The 16,688-nt window shown below is 69.6% G+C and carries 18 protein-coding genes and 1 rRNA gene; 13 read left to right on the top strand and 6 right to left on the bottom strand.

Annotated features, from left to right (window positions below):
• Positions 1-4: 4 nt before the first annotated feature.
• The 4 genes from AB0D18_RS25965 to AB0D18_RS25950 form a co-directional block, all read right to left on the bottom strand.
• Positions 5-751: a phosphatase PAP2 family protein gene (locus AB0D18_RS25965; RefSeq protein ID WP_362423582.1), complete on the bottom strand. Its 747-nt coding sequence runs from the start codon at positions 749-751 to the stop codon at positions 5-7.
• Between the two features lie 301 nt (positions 752-1,052).
• Positions 1,053-2,069 carry a bifunctional lytic transglycosylase/C40 family peptidase gene (locus tag AB0D18_RS25960; RefSeq protein ID WP_362423106.1) on the bottom strand — a complete coding sequence of 339 codons (1,017 nt, stop codon included), beginning with the start codon at positions 2,067-2,069 and terminating at the stop codon, positions 1,053-1,055.
• 215 nt (positions 2,070-2,284) lie between these two features.
• Positions 2,285-2,626: a hypothetical protein gene (locus tag AB0D18_RS25955; protein ID WP_362423103.1), complete on the bottom strand. Its 342-nt coding sequence runs from the start codon at positions 2,624-2,626 to the stop codon at positions 2,285-2,287.
• 320 nt (positions 2,627-2,946) lie between these two features.
• Positions 2,947-3,402 carry an ATP-binding protein gene (locus AB0D18_RS25950; RefSeq protein WP_362423100.1) on the bottom strand — a complete coding sequence of 152 codons (456 nt, stop codon included), beginning with the start codon at positions 3,400-3,402 and terminating at the stop codon, positions 2,947-2,949.
• Between the two features lie 202 nt (positions 3,403-3,604).
• Between AB0D18_RS25950 and AB0D18_RS25945 the strand changes: the two genes are divergently transcribed.
• The 13 genes from AB0D18_RS25945 to AB0D18_RS25885 all read left to right on the top strand — a co-directional run bounded on the left by AB0D18_RS25945 (position 3,605) and on the right by AB0D18_RS25885 (position 15,932).
• The gene (locus tag AB0D18_RS25945) at positions 3,605-4,456 is read left to right on the top strand and encodes a helix-turn-helix transcriptional regulator (protein WP_362423097.1); all 852 of its coding nucleotides are present in this window, start codon (positions 3,605-3,607) and stop codon (positions 4,454-4,456) included.
• Positions 4,457-4,467: 11 nt separating this feature from the next.
• Positions 4,468-4,653, top strand: coding sequence for a DUF397 domain-containing protein (locus tag AB0D18_RS25940; protein WP_362423094.1), 186 nt, complete (start codon positions 4,468-4,470; stop codon positions 4,651-4,653).
• Positions 4,646-4,822: a DUF397 domain-containing protein gene (locus tag AB0D18_RS25935; RefSeq protein WP_362423091.1), complete on the top strand. Its 177-nt coding sequence runs from the start codon at positions 4,646-4,648 to the stop codon at positions 4,820-4,822. Before AB0D18_RS25940 ends, AB0D18_RS25935 begins: the two co-directional genes overlap by 8 nt.
• Positions 4,819-5,001: a DUF397 domain-containing protein gene (locus AB0D18_RS25930; RefSeq protein WP_362423088.1), complete on the top strand. Its 183-nt coding sequence runs from the start codon at positions 4,819-4,821 to the stop codon at positions 4,999-5,001. The genes AB0D18_RS25935 and AB0D18_RS25930 overlap by 4 nt, the downstream gene beginning before the upstream one ends.
• A 286-nt stretch (positions 5,002-5,287) precedes the next feature.
• Positions 5,288-5,560, top strand: coding sequence for a DUF397 domain-containing protein (locus tag AB0D18_RS25925; protein ID WP_362423085.1), 273 nt, complete (start codon positions 5,288-5,290; stop codon positions 5,558-5,560).
• A gap of 59 nt (positions 5,561-5,619) precedes the next feature.
• Positions 5,620-6,036 (top strand): hypothetical protein, encoded by a 417-nt coding sequence (locus tag AB0D18_RS25920; protein WP_362423082.1) that lies wholly within the window; start codon positions 5,620-5,622, stop codon positions 6,034-6,036.
• Between the two features lie 690 nt (positions 6,037-6,726).
• On the top strand, positions 6,727-7,035 hold the full coding sequence (locus AB0D18_RS25915; RefSeq protein WP_362423079.1) for a hypothetical protein: 309 nt from the start codon (positions 6,727-6,729) through the stop codon (positions 7,033-7,035).
• Positions 7,036-7,239: 204 nt separating this feature from the next.
• Complete coding sequence (locus AB0D18_RS25910; protein ID WP_362423076.1) at positions 7,240-8,091, top strand: hypothetical protein; 852 nt, start codon at positions 7,240-7,242, stop codon at positions 8,089-8,091.
• The gene (locus AB0D18_RS25905; protein WP_362423073.1) at positions 8,081-9,478 is read left to right on the top strand and encodes a hypothetical protein; all 1,398 of its coding nucleotides are present in this window, start codon (positions 8,081-8,083) and stop codon (positions 9,476-9,478) included. The genes AB0D18_RS25910 and AB0D18_RS25905 overlap by 11 nt, the downstream gene beginning before the upstream one ends.
• Positions 9,475-11,025 (top strand): SCO6880 family protein, encoded by a 1,551-nt coding sequence (locus AB0D18_RS25900; RefSeq protein WP_362423070.1) that lies wholly within the window; start codon positions 9,475-9,477, stop codon positions 11,023-11,025. The genes AB0D18_RS25905 and AB0D18_RS25900 overlap by 4 nt, the downstream gene beginning before the upstream one ends.
• Before the next feature lie 22 nt (positions 11,026-11,047).
• Positions 11,048-12,481, top strand: a complete 1,434-nt coding sequence (locus tag AB0D18_RS25895) for an ATP-binding protein (protein WP_362423068.1) — start codon at positions 11,048-11,050, stop codon at positions 12,479-12,481.
• 1 nt (position 12,482) lies between these two features.
• Positions 12,483-14,147 carry a type IV secretory system conjugative DNA transfer family protein gene (locus AB0D18_RS25890; RefSeq protein WP_362423065.1) on the top strand — a complete coding sequence of 555 codons (1,665 nt, stop codon included), beginning with the start codon at positions 12,483-12,485 and terminating at the stop codon, positions 14,145-14,147.
• A gap of 141 nt (positions 14,148-14,288) precedes the next feature.
• Positions 14,289-15,932, top strand: coding sequence for an amidohydrolase family protein (locus tag AB0D18_RS25885; protein WP_362423062.1), 1,644 nt, complete (start codon positions 14,289-14,291; stop codon positions 15,930-15,932).
• Between the two features lie 8 nt (positions 15,933-15,940).
• On the opposite strand, the gene AB0D18_RS25880 is transcribed toward AB0D18_RS25885, so the two are convergent.
• Both AB0D18_RS25880 and rrf read right to left on the bottom strand, forming a co-directional pair.
• Complete coding sequence (locus AB0D18_RS25880; protein ID WP_362423059.1) at positions 15,941-16,498, bottom strand: GNAT family N-acetyltransferase; 558 nt, start codon at positions 16,496-16,498, stop codon at positions 15,941-15,943.
• A 109-nt stretch (positions 16,499-16,607) separates the two neighbouring features.
• Positions 16,608-16,688, bottom strand: a 5S ribosomal RNA gene (gene rrf, locus AB0D18_RS25875); the annotation flags it as partial.

Below are 16,688 nucleotides of genomic sequence, written 5' to 3'. Positions count from 1 at the left end.
CGACTCACGCAGCAAGGTCACTGACCGCCGAATCCCCACCGTCGCCCCGTCGCCGCGAAGCCGCCGCCGCCCGTGCCTGTCCGGCCAGCGCGGCAGCCCGCCGCTCGTCGTCCCCGTCCCGCGCCTTCCGCGACCGTACGAGTGAACTCGTCGCGCCCCAGCGGGAGACGGCCGCCGTCGCGGGCGTCAGCAGCATCATCGCGAGCGGCGCGAGCAGCAGCGCCACAGCGGTCCCCAGCGCGAATCCACCGATCACGTCGCTCGGGTAGTGGACCCCCATGTACACCCGGCAGAAGCCCTCCGCAAGCGCCAGCCCGACCGCGAGCAGACCCCACTTCCGGTTCGCCATGAAGACACCGATCGCGATCGCCATCGCCATCGTCGAGTGATCGCTCACGAAAGAGAAGTCCGTCTTCCCCTTCACCAGGACCTCAAGTCCCTTGTGCTCCAGGAACGGGCGCGGACGCTCCACGAACCCCCGGATCGGGATGTTGACCAGCAAGGCAATCCCGGCCGCGAGCGGCGCCCAGACGATCGCGGCGGCCGACGCCACGGAATCCTCCGCCGTCCCACGGCTGCGCCCGCGCCACCAGCACCACAGGGCCACCAGCACGAGGCCGAGCATGATGCCGTACTCGCCGACGTACTCCATGATCCGGTCGACCCAGCCCGGCGCATCGGCGGCGATCCCGTTGATGTCGTAGAGCAGGCTGACATCGGGGTTCGACCCGTCCATTGAGAGTCCAGCCAGTCCAGCCATCCGCACGGCCCCTTGCCTTGCTGTGTCGCAGTCGCACGTCTCCCGCCGTACGCACGCCGGTGTGCGTGGCGGGTCCATCACCCCCGTGACAGTCCCTGTCGGTGTGGTCAGTGCGTGGTCAGTGCCGCTGTCCCCGTCCAGGGAACGCCCCACGACCGGCAAGGGTTCCACTCTCTACCGAACGATCACCATGACGTTATCGAAGAGTGACTCATCGTCCCAGCTCAGGGGCGAATGGTTACGGAGAGTTCCGGCCGAATTCGACGCCCCGTCAGCTTCCGCCGGACCGGATTCAGGCTCTCGGCCGGGTCGTCGGCAGCGCTTTCGCGCCATCCTCCGTCACCCGCGTCGCACCGAAGTAGTCAGGGGTGTCGATCTTGTCGAACCGGATGACGGCCCCCGTGAAGGGCGCATTGATCATGTACCCGCCGCCGACGTAGATGCCCACGTGCCGGATCATCCGCGAATTGGTGAGGTCGTCGGAGAAGAAGACCAGGTCCCCGGGGAGCAGCTCCTCACGGGCCGGGTGCGGCCCCGCGTTGTACTGGTCGTTGGCGACGCGCGGCAGGTCGATGCCGACGGTGTCGTACGCGGCCACGGTCAGCCCGGAACAGTCGAACCGCCCCTGCTGATCGGCGGTCCCGTTCCCACCCCAGAGATACGGCGTACCGAGCTTCTTCTGCGCGTAGTAGATGGCGGCGGCAGCCTGCTGCGAGGGCGCGACGCGGCCGACGGGCTTGGCGAAGCTCTGCTCCAGGGAGCGGATGATCTTTACGTAGTTCTTGGTCTCGCGGTACGGCGGGACGCCGCCGTACTTGATGACCGCATACGCGCCCGCGTTGTACGCGGCGAGCATGTTGTCGGTCGGATCGCCCGGCGCCTTCTTCACGTACCCGGACAGTTCGCAGTCGTACGAGGCCGCCGACGGAATGGCATCGGCCGGATCCCACACGTCCCGGTCGCCGTCACCGTCCCCGTCGATGCCGTGAGCGGCCCAGGTACCCGGGATGAACTGGGCGATCCCCTGCGCCTTGGCCGGGCTCACGATGTCCGGGTCGAAACCGCTCTCCTGGTAGAGCTGGGCAGCCAGCAGCGCTGGATTGATGGCCGGGCAGAGGTTGCCCCACTTCTGCACGATCGGCTGGTAGAGCGCGGGCACGGCGCCCTTCGCCAGCCCGACGGCCCGCCCTCCGGCGCCACCCTGCCCGTTGAGTCCGGCCGCAGCCGAGAACGTACCGACCACGAGCAGCGCGACGAAGGCCAGGAACATCCCGGCCCCGATCCCGCTCGCCAACCAGATTTTGCGCACTCCACAACCCTCCCCCATCGGAGCCCTGTTCACGGCAGTTCCGCACACTGTCGTGTCGTTCTGTCGGATCCGACAGTGCTGGCGCGCGACGGCCTACGGGGGGGGACGCAAGGGCTGGGTGGCAGCCAACTGCGCCGGCGGCCTCGGCGCGTACGACACGTAGCCCGCCTCCCCCGTCCGGGGCGTCCGTCCCCCTCGCTCGGGGGAGACGGACCTCAGACCGACAGCAGACCGGCCAGGATCGCGAGCGAGGAGAGGGCGCTGACGTGGGTCAGCCCGAACAGGACCCACTCCTTCACGGGCATCCGCCACCGGCAGCGCACGAGCAGCTGCCAGTCGACGGCGGCCACGCCGAGGGCAGCGACGTACAGCGGCGCCCAGAGCAGCGCCCACCAGTTCCACACCCCGCCGTAGCGGAGGGCGAGGGACGCCGGCGCGAAGAGGACCAGAACGAGCCCCCACTCCGGCTTGTCCCCGGCCTGCCCACCGGCCCCGGACCTGTCGTCGCCGGCAGCCCGCTCGTCCACCCTGCCGTCTGCCGATTCGATGCTGCTCATCACGCTCGTACCCCCTCCATTCCCTGCACGCGGGGATACGACGAAGGGCCGCACCGCCCCCGCAAACAACGGGCCCACCGGCACGGGGCGGGGACGGCTGCCACGCCACCCCCGCCCCACCCGACTCGGCACTCGCCTCCCAGCCCCGCAGACAGCCAGCCATTCCTGATGGCCTGAACGGAACGGTTGGCGTCATCTCAGCAGCACTCCAGCACTGGGGAGTTGGCCTACGGCAAATCGGCGGACCGTGTAAGGAAATGAGCCATCATGGCTCCGTACGGCACACGGTCGTGCCCGAAATCGCTGACGAGCCTCGCGAATTACGCCGCATCGCTCCACGCGCCGCCACTGCCGGCCCGGCCGCACTCCGCCCACAGCAGCTTGCCCGTGGTGCCGAAGGCCGCGTCGCCGAGCTGGTACGCACCCCAGGCGTCCGCGCAGAGTTGTACGAGGAGCAGCCCGCGCCCGCACTCGGCGGAGTCGTCGGGGACGTCGGGCTCCTTCACGAAGGCGGTCGGGATCTCCGGGTTCGTGTCCCAGACGGAGATGCGCACCTGCCCCGGCAGGGCGGACCGCAGCCGGAGGGCGTAGTCGCCGTCGGAGTGCAGGTGGGCGTTGGTGACGAGTTCGGAGGCCAACAGTTCGGCGGTGTCGATGAGTTGGGTGAGGTGGTGTGCTTGGAGGATGGAGCGGAGGGTGCAGCGAGCGATGCGGGGCGAGTGCACTTCGTGCGGGAGCTGGAGGGTGTAGGACCACGGCTTGGATACGGTTGACATCGAAGTCTCCGTTCACGGGAGGGAGTTGGCGTGGTGCCCGGTGACGATGCCGCTCCGTCGAGCGGGGTTCTTCCAGGCGGTAGGCCTGAGAGAGACACTAGAGTGTGCGCAAGCATTACTTGGCTTTTCTCCAGGATTCCTGTCCAATCCCACCCATGTGAGTGACTACTCGAACTCCCTATCTTGAAAGGCAAGTTGAGAAATGGCGCCCAGGGCCATCCCCACCGTGCGACGTTCCCGCCTAGGCGCTGAGCTGCGGAAACTGCGCGAGCGAGCCAAGATGACATCCATCGAGGCGGCGACAGCGCTAGCGGTGCGGCCCGGTCAGATCAGCAACATCGAGACGGCGCGGTTCGGTGTCAGCGTCGACCGGGTGCGTGCCATGGCGAATGCCTACGGCTGCGAGGACGAAGCCTTCGTCGACGCCCTGACGGACATGGCTCAGGACCGCAGTCGGGGCTGGTGGGACACCTTCCAGGAAGTCCTGCCCCGCTCGCTCCTCGATGTAGCCGAGCTGGAGCACTACGCCACGGCCCTCCGCTCCGCCAACACGGCACACGTCCCTGGCCTGCTCCAGACGACCGACCACACCCGCGAAGTCATGCGGCAGGCCGTCCCGGCCCTCTCCCGCACGGAAGTCGAGCACCGGGTGAACCTCCGCCTTCAACGCCAGGGCGTGCTGGACCGGGAGGACCCGGTGACCTACCAGGCCGTCGTTCACGAGGCCGCGCTCCGCGTCCCCGTCGGAGGCCGTGACGTATCCAAGCGCCAGCTTGGGCACCTGCTCGACCAGAGCGAGCGGGAGCACATCACGCTCCAGGTCATCCCCTTCTCCGCCGGGGCCTACCCAGGCTCCGGCCAGACGCTCGTGTACGTACACGACGTCGTGCCACAACTCGACACCGTGTACCTCGACCAGTCGCACGGCCCGCTGATGGTGGATGCCGCAGCCGAATTGGACGGCTACCGCGCCCTCCTGGCCCGGATGGAATCCGTCGCCCTCAGCCCTTCCGAGTCCCGCACCTTCATCCACACCATGACCACCGAGCTGTGAAGGGTTCTCCCATGACAGAGCACGCCTGGCAGAAGTCGTCCTACTGCGCACAGGGTGGTTCCTGCGTCCATGTCGCCGCATCCCAGTCCACCGTAAAACTCACCGAGAGCGCCGACCCGACCGGGCTCATACTCCACACCACTCCCACCGCCTTCGCCGCCCTCACCCGCGCGCTGAAACAACCCCGCCATGCCTGACCCGTGGCAGAAGTCCTCGTACTGCGGGGAAGGCGAGGCTTGCGTGCACTTCGCCGCGACCAAAGAACGCGTCGAACTTACCGAGAGCGCGGACCCCAGCGGGGGCATACTCCGGGCAACCCCGAGCGCCTTCGATGCGCTCACCCGCGTACTGAAGGAGCAGCCATGACCGGGACCTGGCAGAAGTCCTCCTACTGCGCCCAGGGCGACTCCTGCGTACATGTCGCCACCAGCGACAACGTGGTCCAACTCATCGAAAGCGGAGACCCCAGCGAGGTCATACTTCGCTCCGCCCCCGCGGCCTTCGCGGCACTCACCCGCACGCTGAAACAACCCCGCCATGCCTGACCCCTGGCAGAAGTCCTCGTACTACGTCCAACTCCCCGAGACCAGCACCCCACTCAGCCCGTCCGGCGTTTGAGGACGCGCGGCGCAGCCGTGCACCGGGGCGCAGCCCGGGGCCCCAGCCCCCACCGGCGCAAGCCATAACCCCTCCAGCCCTGCGGCCAGCAGTTTCGGGAAGGGGTGGGGAGGGGCCAGCGCCGCAGGCAAGCGCAACCACCCACCACCCCGCACGGCACCCACCGGCCCACGTCACGAGCTCGTCCCCGTCCCCGTCCCCGAGGAGCCCCCTATGACCACCCCCGACCCGGCCCCCACCCCCACCCCCCGTCTCGACTGGACCCGCGCCGCGCCCGAAGGCGAAGACGGTCCCGGGCCCTGGATCGAGATCGCCTTCGGGCCCGGCGAGGGGCCCGAGGACCCCGTCTACCTCCGGGAGACCAGCGACCCCGACACCGTCGTCACCACCAACCGCCGCAAGTGGGACGCCTTCGTACTCGGCGTACAGGCCGGCGAGTTCGACCACTTCGTAGAGGGACTCGACGAAGAGAACCACGCCACCTGAACCGGACCTGCCAACTTTCGCGATTCCCGCGTGATCTCCGACCACTACGCTCCAGCACCATGAAATTCAGCAAGGCAGGCAAAGCGGTCGGCGTTCTCGCGGCAAGCTTCGCCCTCACCCTCGGCATCTCCACCTCGGCCATGGCCGCCGACCACACCATGAACACCGGCGACGCCTGGGGCGCCTTCGGCTACAGCGGCAAGGCGGAGTTCACCGAGTACGGCGACATCGTCAAGATCTGCGACATCGACGCGGACGGCTACGCCGTCAAGATGTGGGTCGCACTCGGCGACGCGTACGGCCCGACCCTGTACGAGACCTGGGTCGGCGGCGAAGGCAACTGCATCACCCACCGCGCGAGCGAGGGCGGCAAGCTCAACCTCCCGGAGAACAAGACCATCGGCTTCCTCTTCTGCCGCTACAAGGGCGGCAAGGAGTCGGAGTGCCGCGCGTACAAGTTCAAGAACGACCACTGACCCAGCGGTAGTTCGGCGAGCACGGGTGGGCCCGGCCCCGCACACCAGCGGCGCCGGGCCCACCCGTGTCCGCCGCGGCCAGCACGTTCCACGACCGAGTCATCCGGAAGGCTGACCACCGCTCACCCGGCGGGCCACACCAGGAGCCGTACAACGTCGACGCCGGCCCGGCGAGGCGAGGCGAGGTGAGACGAGGTGAGACGAGGTGAGACGAGGTGACGGTCACTCAGAGTCCGGTCCGCGACGCCCCACTGAACCCCGGCGAGCGGCATCTCCTCGCGACTGCGGCCCGGAACGGTGACGCCGGTCGCGCCCATCCGAGGGTGGACCGCGCAGGGGCGAACAGTGCGGGGCGGGGCCGGAGGCGAGCCCCCGCGCGCGCGCAGACACACCGCCCGCGCACGGGGTCGCACGCCCCGACCGGACGTAACAGAGCCAGGGTGTACAACGCCAGTCATTGCCCGGAGTCACCCTCCGTGATACACAGAGTGACCATACGGCTTTTCGCATACATCCGGTCCCGTATCGCCCCGCACCGCAGGTCAGGGCGGTGAGACCGGCCTCTGGTGCGGGGGTCGGGCAAAGAGAGCCGCCAAGTCGACATACCGGGGCGGTTTCATCAGGGAAGATAGGGCGATGCTCTCTGCCGCCCGGCAGGGACACGAACTAACCGACAGGGGCGGTGACTTAATGATCCTGGCAGCCGACAAGGGCGACATCACCACCATCATCGGCGGTATCGCGCCGAACTGGGGCCCGTTCGGAAACCTCGGCACCGAAGCCAAAATCATGATCGAGGTCGTGATGGCCGTGGCCATCCTGCTCTGCCTCGGCATCGCCATCTGGGGTGCGGCAAAGCAACGGATCGGCGCGACGGCGCTTCGGGACACGTTCAGCGCGGAACAGGGCAAGGGACTCATCGTCGCGGGCCTGACCGGCGTCTTCATCATCGGCTCGCTCGGGACTCTGTTCACCATCGTGTACGGAATGGCCGTCTAGCCACCTCTTCCCCAGTCCCCACCGGGCGTGCCCGGAACTCCCCCCGAGGTTGCGTTCTCTGATGCCGACTCATGTGACGGGTCACCACACCGCGCCCACGCGGGATGCCGCACCGCTACCGTCTAAGCACTACGCATGCGAATGCGAGTACGGATACGGCGACTACTGCGCGGGACTGCGAAAGGCTGAGGGGGCGTACGCGGCATGAGCCTCGGTGACGACGACCGGCGGGGGACGGACGACCCCTACACAACGATGGGCGGGACCCGCCAGACGCGTACCCGGATGCCGGAGGACGCGGGCACGGGCCGACCGCGCAATCCGCGGGTACGGGCGTCCAGGTCGATGGTCACGGTGGTGGGTGTGGTGGTGCTGCTGGTCGCGGCAATCGCCTTCGCCAACCGGGGCGGCCCGGGAGACGGCCCGGCCCAGAGCGGCGGCCAGGAGGGTGCGCCACCGGCGGCGAACTCTACGGCGCCTACGGGTGAGAAGCCGGTGACGGGCAAGGGCGCGACGGTCCCCTCCGGGTACGCACACGACGCCCAAGGTGCCCAGAGCGCGGCTGCGAACTTTGCCGTGGCGCTCGTCTCCGCCGACATTCTCAAGCCGGACCGCCGCCGCGAAATCGTGCCCCAGGTGTTCATCCCGGCCAAGGTCGACGAACTCCAGGGGAAGTTCGACAAGGCCTACGACAAGGCGTTCCTCGACAAGGTCGGCCTCGATGCGAACGGCAACGCCGCGCAGGGCAGGACCTACGTCTCACGCACCGCGCCTGTCGGCACCAAGGTCACGGAGTCGTCGGCCACCACCTCAACGGTCGAGGTCTGGTGCACGGGCGTGTTCGGGACCGCGGGCGGCGGAGCCGAGAGCAGCCCCGTCACCAATGACTGGTTCACCATGGTCTTCAAGCTTCAGTGGAGCGACAACGACTGGAAGGTCGAGAGCTACTCCCAGAAGGAGGGCCCGGCTCCAGTGAACGCTGACCGTAAGGCCTCCGACGCAGACACGATCGCCAAGGCGGTCGAGCAGTACGGAGGGTTCACGTATGCCCGGTAGCCCGCGCCGCGCGCTCAAGGTCGCCGCCGTCCTGGCCTCTGCACAGGCCACGGTCGTCGTCCTGTCGGCCCGCGCCTTCGCTGCACCCACTCCGCCACCCACCCCGTCGCCGTCCGCAACCAGCAACTGCGACCTGATCGTTGGCCCCGCCAAGGACTACTGCGAGCGCGGCAACTCCGCCCCCGGCAGCACCCCCACCCCCGCCGCCCCCACCCCCGACTCCTCCTCCCTAGACCCCCTCACCTCCCTAGCCAAAGGCTGTGCCGACGCCGCCGCCTGGATCGTCGGCAAGCTCAGCGAAGCGGTGAAGTCGACCGCCAACGTGGACTTCACCAACCCCAAGTTCCTCCAGCAGTACGCCGTCGTCTTCGCCGCCTCCACGATCCTGACCCTCGTCCTGTGGCTCCTCGCCGTGGCCAAGCGGGCGATGCGCGGGGTGCCGCTCTCCACCGCCGTCTCCGAAGCCATCGGTTTCCTGTGGCTGACGGTCATCGCCTCCGCCTTCACGCCGCTGATCCTCTACACGATCGTCTCGGCGACCGACGGTGTCACCCAGGTCATCTCCACCGCGTCCGGCGGCCAGACCGACGTCTTCTTCGGCTCGTTCGCCGAGGCGCTGAAGAATCGCGACTCGATCGGCGGCGGGCCGATCATGCTGATCGTCGTCGCCCTCGTCACGATCCTCGCCGCCGGCGTCCTCTGGCTGGAGCTCGTCATCCGGGCCGCCCTGCTCTACGTCGGCGCCCTCCTCGGCACCGTCGTGTACGCAGGACTGGTCGACAAGAACCTGTGGGGCCATGTCCGCCGCTGGGCGGGCATCATGATCGCGGTCATCCTCGTCAAACCGGTCATCGTGATCGTCCTCGGCCTCGCCGGGGCGCTCTCCACTGGCGACGGGCCCAACGCCTTCTCCGCCGTCGTCTCCGGCCTCGCGATCATCCTGCTCGCCATCTTCGCCTCGGCGATGATCTACCGCTTCGTGCCCGGCTTCGGCGACGACATCGCCGCCGCCAGCGCCAGCCGCAAGCAGGTCACCGACGGAGCCCGCGCCTCCGCGGTCCTCTCCTCCCCGGCCAACCTCGTCTCCCAGGGCATCAAGACCCACAGCAGCCGAGGCGGCGGAGGAGGCGGCGGAGGCAGCGCACCCGCGCCCCGCCAGGCCGCCAACGCAAGCGGCGGAATCGCCGCCCACAGCTCTCGCGCGGGCGACTCGGGCAGCCCGTCAAGCGGAACCGGATCCGGAGGCGGCGGAGCGATCCCGTCCGCCGCGCCGTCCGCCCGTAGCAACAGCACCCACAGCAACCGCGGCACCGGCTCCACGGGCAACACCGGGACCTCCGGCAGCCCCCACGGCCACCGCAAGAACACAGGAGGTGGCGGGCGTTGACCACCCAGTCCCATCCGATCACGCCCCGCCGCACGTATCTCATCGGCCGTGCCCGGCCGAACGCGATCGTCGGCAAGAACCGCGAGACCGGCGAGATCGCGCTCATCATCGCCGGGGGGTTCCTCGGCATGATGTGCGGGCTTCTCGTCCCCGCCCTCTCCCTGCGCATCATGCTGCTCGTCGGGTTCCCGCTGCTCGCCCTGATGGTGGTGTACGTGCCGTACAAGCACCGCACCTTCTACAAGTGGTTCGAGATCAACCGGAGTTACAAGCGGAACCTCCGCAAGGGCACCACCTACCGGTCCCAGGCGATGGACGCGGGCACCAAGGGCGACGGCCGCGAGGTCGAGATCGGGCCGCCCCCGGGCATCGGCCGGATCAACTGGCTGGCCGCCCCGTTCGGCCCCGACGAGATCGCCGTACTCCTGCACGCCGACCGGCGGACCGTCACCGCCGCCATCGAGATCGAGGGCCCGGGTGTCGGCCTGCGCGACAGCGAGGACCAGGAAGCCCTGGTGGACCGTTTCGGCACGCTCCTCAAGCACGTCGCGAACGGCGACGGCTTCGTCACCCGCATCCAGATGCTGGCCCGCACCCTCCCCGCCGACCCTGACGCGCACGCCAAGGACGTCACCCAGCGCGGCGACCGCTCCGCTCCCGAGTGGCTCCAGGACTCGTACGACCAGCTCCAGTCGATGGTCTCCACCTCCAGCGAGCAGCACCGCGCGTACCTCGTCGCCTGCATGCACTACACGCGCGAACTGGCCTCCGAGGGCGCCGCGATGGCCCGCGCCACCCGCCCCAAGGGGCAGCGCAAGCTCGACAAGGACGCCGGTCTCGCGATCGTCATGGCGCGCGAGCTGACCGACATCTGCGCCCGCCTCGCCGAGGCCGACATCCGGGTCCGCCAGCCGCTCGGCCAGGGCCGGCTCTCCTCGCTGGTCCACTCGATGTACGACCCTGACCACCCCATCGACCACATCCAGGCGATGACCAAGCGCAACGCCTGGCCCGCCGAGCTGGACGCGATGGAGGCCACCTACCTCCAGGCCAAGACCCGAGAGTCGCTGACCCGAGAGCCCTGGTGCCATGCCACGGCGTGGGTGAAGGAGTGGCCGATGACCCCGGTCGGCGTCAACTTCCTCGCCCCCCTCCTCGTCCACACCCCCGATGTGATCCGTACGGTCGCCGTCTGCATGGACCTCGAACCCACCGAGGTCGCCATCGAGCGGATGCTCACGGAGAAGACCAACGACGACGCGGACGCCTCCCGCGCCGCCAAGATGAACCGCACCGTCGACCCCCGCGACATCGCCGCCCACGGCCGCCTCGACCAGCGCGGCGAGGACCTCGCGAGCGGGGCCGCCGGGGTCAACATCGTCGGCTACATCACCGTCTCCTCCCGCAGCCCCGAGGCCCTGGCCCGCGACAAGCGGACCATCCGCGCCTCGGCCGGCAAGTCGTACCTGAAGCTGGAGTGGTGCGACCGCGAGCACCACCGGGCCTTCGTCAACACCCTCCCGTTCGCCACCGGCATCCGTCGCTGACCCCCTTCCGAAAGGACAGACCATGCGAGACCCGCTGTCCGCAGCCTCGGATGCCTTCACCAGCTTCCTCTTCGGCAAGGTCGAGACGACCCGCCTGCCCGTCCGTACGTCCACGGGCCAGGCGCAGGCCGTCTACCTCCCGACGGCGGCACCAGGACTCGGCGACTCGGGCGTGATCATCGGCCGCGAGGTCTACAGCGGCAAGGGCTACATCTACGACCCCTTCCAGCTGTACGGACAGCAACTGCCCGCCCCCCACTGGCTGGTGCTCGGCGAATCCGGAAACGGCAAGTCCGCGCTGGAGAAGACGTACGTACTGCGCCAGCTCCGCTTCAAGGACCGCCAGGTGGTCGTCCTCGACGCGCAGGGCGAGGACGGTGTCGGCGAGTGGAACCTCATCGCCCAGCAGCTGGGCATAACCCCCATCCGCCTCGACCCGATGGCCGCCCTCAACGACGGCATCCGGCTGAACCCCCTCGACCCGGCCATCACCACCACCGGCCAGCTCGCTCTCCTCCGTACCATCATCGAAGTCGCGATGGGCCACGGCCTGGACGAGCGCTCCGGCTTCGCCCTCAAGGTCGCGCACGCCTACGTCCACACCACGATCACCGACCGCCAGCCCGTCCTCATGGACATCGTCGAGCAACTCCGCCACCCAAAGCCGGAGTCGGCGGAGGCGATGAACGTCGACATAGACGACGTACGCGCCTGGGGCCTGGACGTGGCGCTCGTCCTCGACCGCCTGGTCGACGGCGACCTCCGCGGCATGTTCGACGGCCCCACCACCATCGGCATCGACCTCGACGCCCCACTGATCGTCTTCGACCTGTCCCACATCGACCGCAACTCGATCGCGATGCCGATCCTGATGGCGATCGTCGGCGTATGGCTCGAACACACCTGGATCCGCCCGGACCGCGTCAAGCGCATCTTCCTGGTCGAAGAGGCCTGGCACATCATCAACAGCCCGTTCGTGGCCCAGCTCTTCCAGCGCCTCCTGAAGTTCGGGCGCCGCCTCGGCCTGTCCTTCGTCGCCGTCGTCCACCACCTCTCCGACGTCGTCGACGGAGCAGCCGCCCGCGAAGCGGCCGCCATCCTCAAGATGGCCTCCACCCGCACCATCTACGCCCAGAAGGCCGACGAGGCCAGGGCCACCGGCAAGGTCCTCGGTCTCCCCCGCTGGGCGGTCGAGATCATCCCCACCCTGACTCCCGGCATCGCCGTCTGGGACGTCAACGGCAACGTCCAGGTCGTCAAACACCTCATCACCGAAGCCGAACGCCCCCTGGTCTTCACCGACCGCGCCATGACCGAATCCTCCGCGGCCCCCGCCGACGACGACGGCTTCCTCAACGAGGAAGCCCGCGCGGCGGACTGGGAGGCGGAACAGCGCGCAGCCCTCATCGAGCAACAGATGAACGAGGTCGAGTCCTCCGACGCAACGGTGGCCTGACATGCCCAACAGGAGGTACGAACACCCTCCCCGGGACGGCGACGCCGGGACCGACTACCGCGCGTGTCACGGCGACGACGGGGTCGGCCGCGCATGCTACGGGGACGACGGACCCGGCCGTCCCCGCCGGGAGAGCCACCTCAGCGCCCACCGCAGCGAGGGCTACCGCGACCGCCGTGACGGTCGCGACGGCCGCCGTGCCGGTGGCGTACCCGACGGGCTGCTGCTCGGCCTCCTGGGCCTCATCCTCGGCCTGAGTGTCCTCACCTGGACCGGCACCGGCCTCGCGGGGCTCCTCTCCCACGGCGCCTGGCCCACCGGTGTCACCTTCCCCAACACCCCCGTCGCCCTGCGCCACTTGGTCACCGCACCCCACGACCTGACCGGCGCCTGGCCGGCCACACCCGCCACCCAGCTCTCCGGCTACGGCCTCTTCTGGGGCCTGCTCATCGGCCAGCTCCTCGTCCTCATCGTCCTGACCATCTTCGTCATGGGCGTCTTCACCCGCTGGCGCCTACTCCGAGCCCGAACCCGCGAAACCCGCCGCCACACCCCTGCGGACAACAGTGCCGCCCGCCGCCCTGTGGGCAGCAGGGCCGCCCTGGGGGCGGAACGGGTGGGCACTGGGCGGCCCCCGGCGGAGCCGCTCCCCTCGCGTCCGCCCACCCCGCGTCCGCCCGCCGACACCGCACCGCCCACCGCCCCGGTACCGTCCAACCCGGCATCCCCCACCCCCACCCCACCCACCCCCGCCCCCCTCTACAACCGCCCCACCCACCGCCCCACCGCCCTCCACACCATCCTCGAAGCCCCCGGCCCCGCCCTCGTCCTCACCTCGGACCCCTCCCTCTGGGAGGAGACCAAGGACTCGCGCGCCAAGCTCGGCCCCGTCCTCCTCTACGACCCCGAGCACCGCTGCGACACCCCCGCACGCCTCCACTGGTCCCCGACCACCGGCTGCGAGGACCCCGCCGTCGCCGCCGCCCGTGCCGCCGCGCTCCTCGCCCCGGTCCGCCCCCAGGCCCGTATCGACGCGGCGATCGCGGAGACCGCCGAGACCCTCCTCCGCAGCTGGCTGCACGCCGCCGCCATAGACGGCCGCCCCTTCAAACACCTCCTCCGCTGGGCCCAGGGAACAGGCGCTCACGAAGCGGTACGTGTCCTCCGTACCCACCCCGACGCCCAGTCCGGCGCCGCCGGCCTCCTGGAGTCCGCCCTCACCGCATACCCCGAACGCCGTGAGCAGGCCCAGCAGTTGACCATCCGGGCGTTCTCCGCCCTCTCCTCGGTCCACATCCGTGAGGCTTGCACCCCAAACCGAACTGATTCGCTCACCTTGGAATCATTTGCGGACGAGGGGGGAACGCTTTATGTGGTCGGTGAAGCAATCGAAGACCCCCGCACCCGCCCCACAGGACCGGGCGCGATGCCGTTGCTCACCGCCCTCGCCTCACACGTGGTCGAGCACGGCCGCCGCATGGCCGCACGGTCATCCGACGGTCGGCTCGACCCACCAATGACGCTCGTCCTGGACGACGTCGCGGCTGTGGCTCCACTTCCCCAGCTCCCGGAGCTCCTCACGGCCGGTCAGGGCCAAGGTCTGCCGACCCTGGCCCTGCTCCGTTCCCAGGAACAGTTCAACTCCCGCTGGCCACAAGCCCGTTAGGGCTCGCACCCCTCCCGAGGTGCACCCATGTACACCCCGGTCCGGCCGGTCACACCCACTGCTCCCCGCCTCCGAAAACGAGAGAGTCGTACGTACCCCACTCGGGGCACGCCGCACTCCCACCCTCGGAGACAACCACCCATGCCCACCCCTGCCCCCGCCCCCTCGCACCGTCCCACCCCCTCTCGCCGTCCCGCCCCCACCCGCCGCGAAGCCCTCGTCACCGCCGGGCTCGGCACCGCCGCAGCCCTGACCGGCATCACCCTCGCCCCCGGCGCCACAGCGGCAACTCCCACCACCACATCCCCCACAGCCACCACGACCACCACCACCGACCGCCCCGGCGCCCCCACCGAAGTCCTCGCCCTCACCCACGCCACCGTCCTGAACGGCGCCGACTCCCGCACCCACCCCGACCAGACCCTGATCCTCGCCGCCGGCCGGATCGTCGGCTCCGGCCCGAGCGCCCAGCTCAAGCCCCCGCCGCACGCCAAGGTCGTCGACCTCTCCGGCAAGTACGTCGTCCCCGGCCTGGTCGAGTCCCACATCCACACCAGCGGCGACGAAGCCCTCACCCCACCCCTCTTCCCGCTGACCGGCATCACCGCGGTCCGCGAGATGTGGGGCCAGCCCCTCCATCACGCCTGGCGCAAGAAGATCGAGTCCGGCACCCTGCTCGGCCCCCGCTTCGTCATCGCCAGCCCGCTCCTCGACGGCCCGCCCTCCATCTGGGCCCGGGACACCGGCCTCCCCCTCATGGAGGTGACCGACGAAGCCTCCGCCCGCGCCGCCGTACGCCAGGTCAAGCGCGACGGCGCCGACTTCGTCAAGGTCTACTCACGCCTCTCCCCCGAGGCCTACTACGCCATCGCCGACGAGTCCGCCCGCCAGCGCATCCCCTTCGCCGGCCACTGCCCGGACAGCCTCCCGATGTCCCGGGCCGCCACCTCGGGCCAGCGCTCCATCGAGCACCTGCACGCGATGCTCCTCGCCACCTCCTCCCGCGAGCGCGAGATCCGGGAGGCCCTGGCCAAGGTCAGGATCGACCCCAACGACCCCTCCAGCACCTCCCGTTACGGCAGCTGGTTCCGCCAGGTCCATCCCCTGGAGTGGCAGGCCATGCGCTCGTACGACAGGTCCCGCGCCCGCCGCCTGTACGACACCCTCGCCGAACGCGGCACCACCGTCACCCCGACCCTCACCATCCACCACTCCCTGGAACGCACCGACGAGCTCCCCACGGCCGTCGACGAGTGGAAGTACCTCCCCGCCTGGCTGATCCAGACCTGGCCGCAGACCTGGGAGTCCCTGGTCGGCTCCCGCACCCCCGACGACACCGCCCGCATCCGCCAAATCTACGAGCACCGCCTCGGCATGGTCGAGGAAATGCACCGCGCCGGCGTCCCGCTCGTCGCGGGCACCGACACCGGCACCGGCTACGCGGTCCCCGGCTTCGCCCTGCACGAGGAACTCCGGCTGCTCTCGGAAGCAGGACTCCCCACCCACCAGGTACTCGCCTCGGCCACCACGGTCCCCGCCCGCCTCCTCCGCCTCCCGGAGAACCGCCCCGCCGACCTGGTGGTCCTCGACGCGAACCCCCTCGCCGACATCCGCAACACCCGCCGCATCCACGCCGTCGTCAACGCGGGCCACTACATCGGCCCCCAGGAACGCACCCGTCTCCTGGCGGGCATAGAAAAGGCCGCGGCCGCGAGCACCCCTCCCGAAGGAGAAGGCATCCCGACCACGGCCACCCCGGGCTGCGCCTGCAACGCACCCCACTGATCAGACATTTACCGAGGCCGCTGGACCGCCATCTCGATCTCCACCGTGCTGGGGTCACCCTCCGCCGGCACGGTGGTCCCGGTCCGCTCGAAGCCGCACTTCCGGTACAGTCCCTCGGCCCGTACGTTGCTCTCGTGCACGAACAGCCGCACCCGCTCGACGGGCCTCGGCTCCCGAACCTCCCACGACCACTCCACCACGGCCCGGAACAGTTCCTCCGCGAGCCCGGAACCCCGCGCCGTGGACCGTACGAACACTCCTACCGCGTGGGCCTGGTCGACCACGGGCTGCGAGGCGAACCCGGTGGCCTCGCCCGGCCTCTCGATCAGTGCGGTGACGGTCCCGTCCCAGCTCCCGTCCGGAGCCTCGGCGACGAACTGTGCCACCTGCTCCCCGGAGGCGGCACCGGCCGCCCGCTCCTGCCACATCGAGTCCGGCCGGGCCGCCGCGAGCTCGTATGTGTCGTGGAAGGCGATCGAGGCCATTGGATCCAGCAGGGCAGCCAACCGAAGATCCCGGACCTGCTGCCATTCGTCGGCGCGCACACGGCGTATGAGGTGTTCCATGAACCGATCCTGGCCGGGCGGCGCTCCACAGGCAACGTGATTAAAACGACCCGTAAACGCAGAAAAGCCCCGCACCAGTTTCCTGGTGCGGGGCTATCCCACAATAATTGTTCGGCGGCGTCCTACTCTCCCACAGGGTCCCCCCTGCAGTACCATCGGCGCGGAAAGGCTTAGCTTCCGGGTTCGGAAT

Source organism: Streptomyces sp. NPDC048442, from assembly GCF_040651475.1.
In the GTDB taxonomy this organism is placed as follows: domain Bacteria; phylum Actinomycetota; class Actinomycetes; order Streptomycetales; family Streptomycetaceae; genus Streptomyces.
This window is presented reverse-complemented; position numbering and strand designations above follow the sequence as displayed.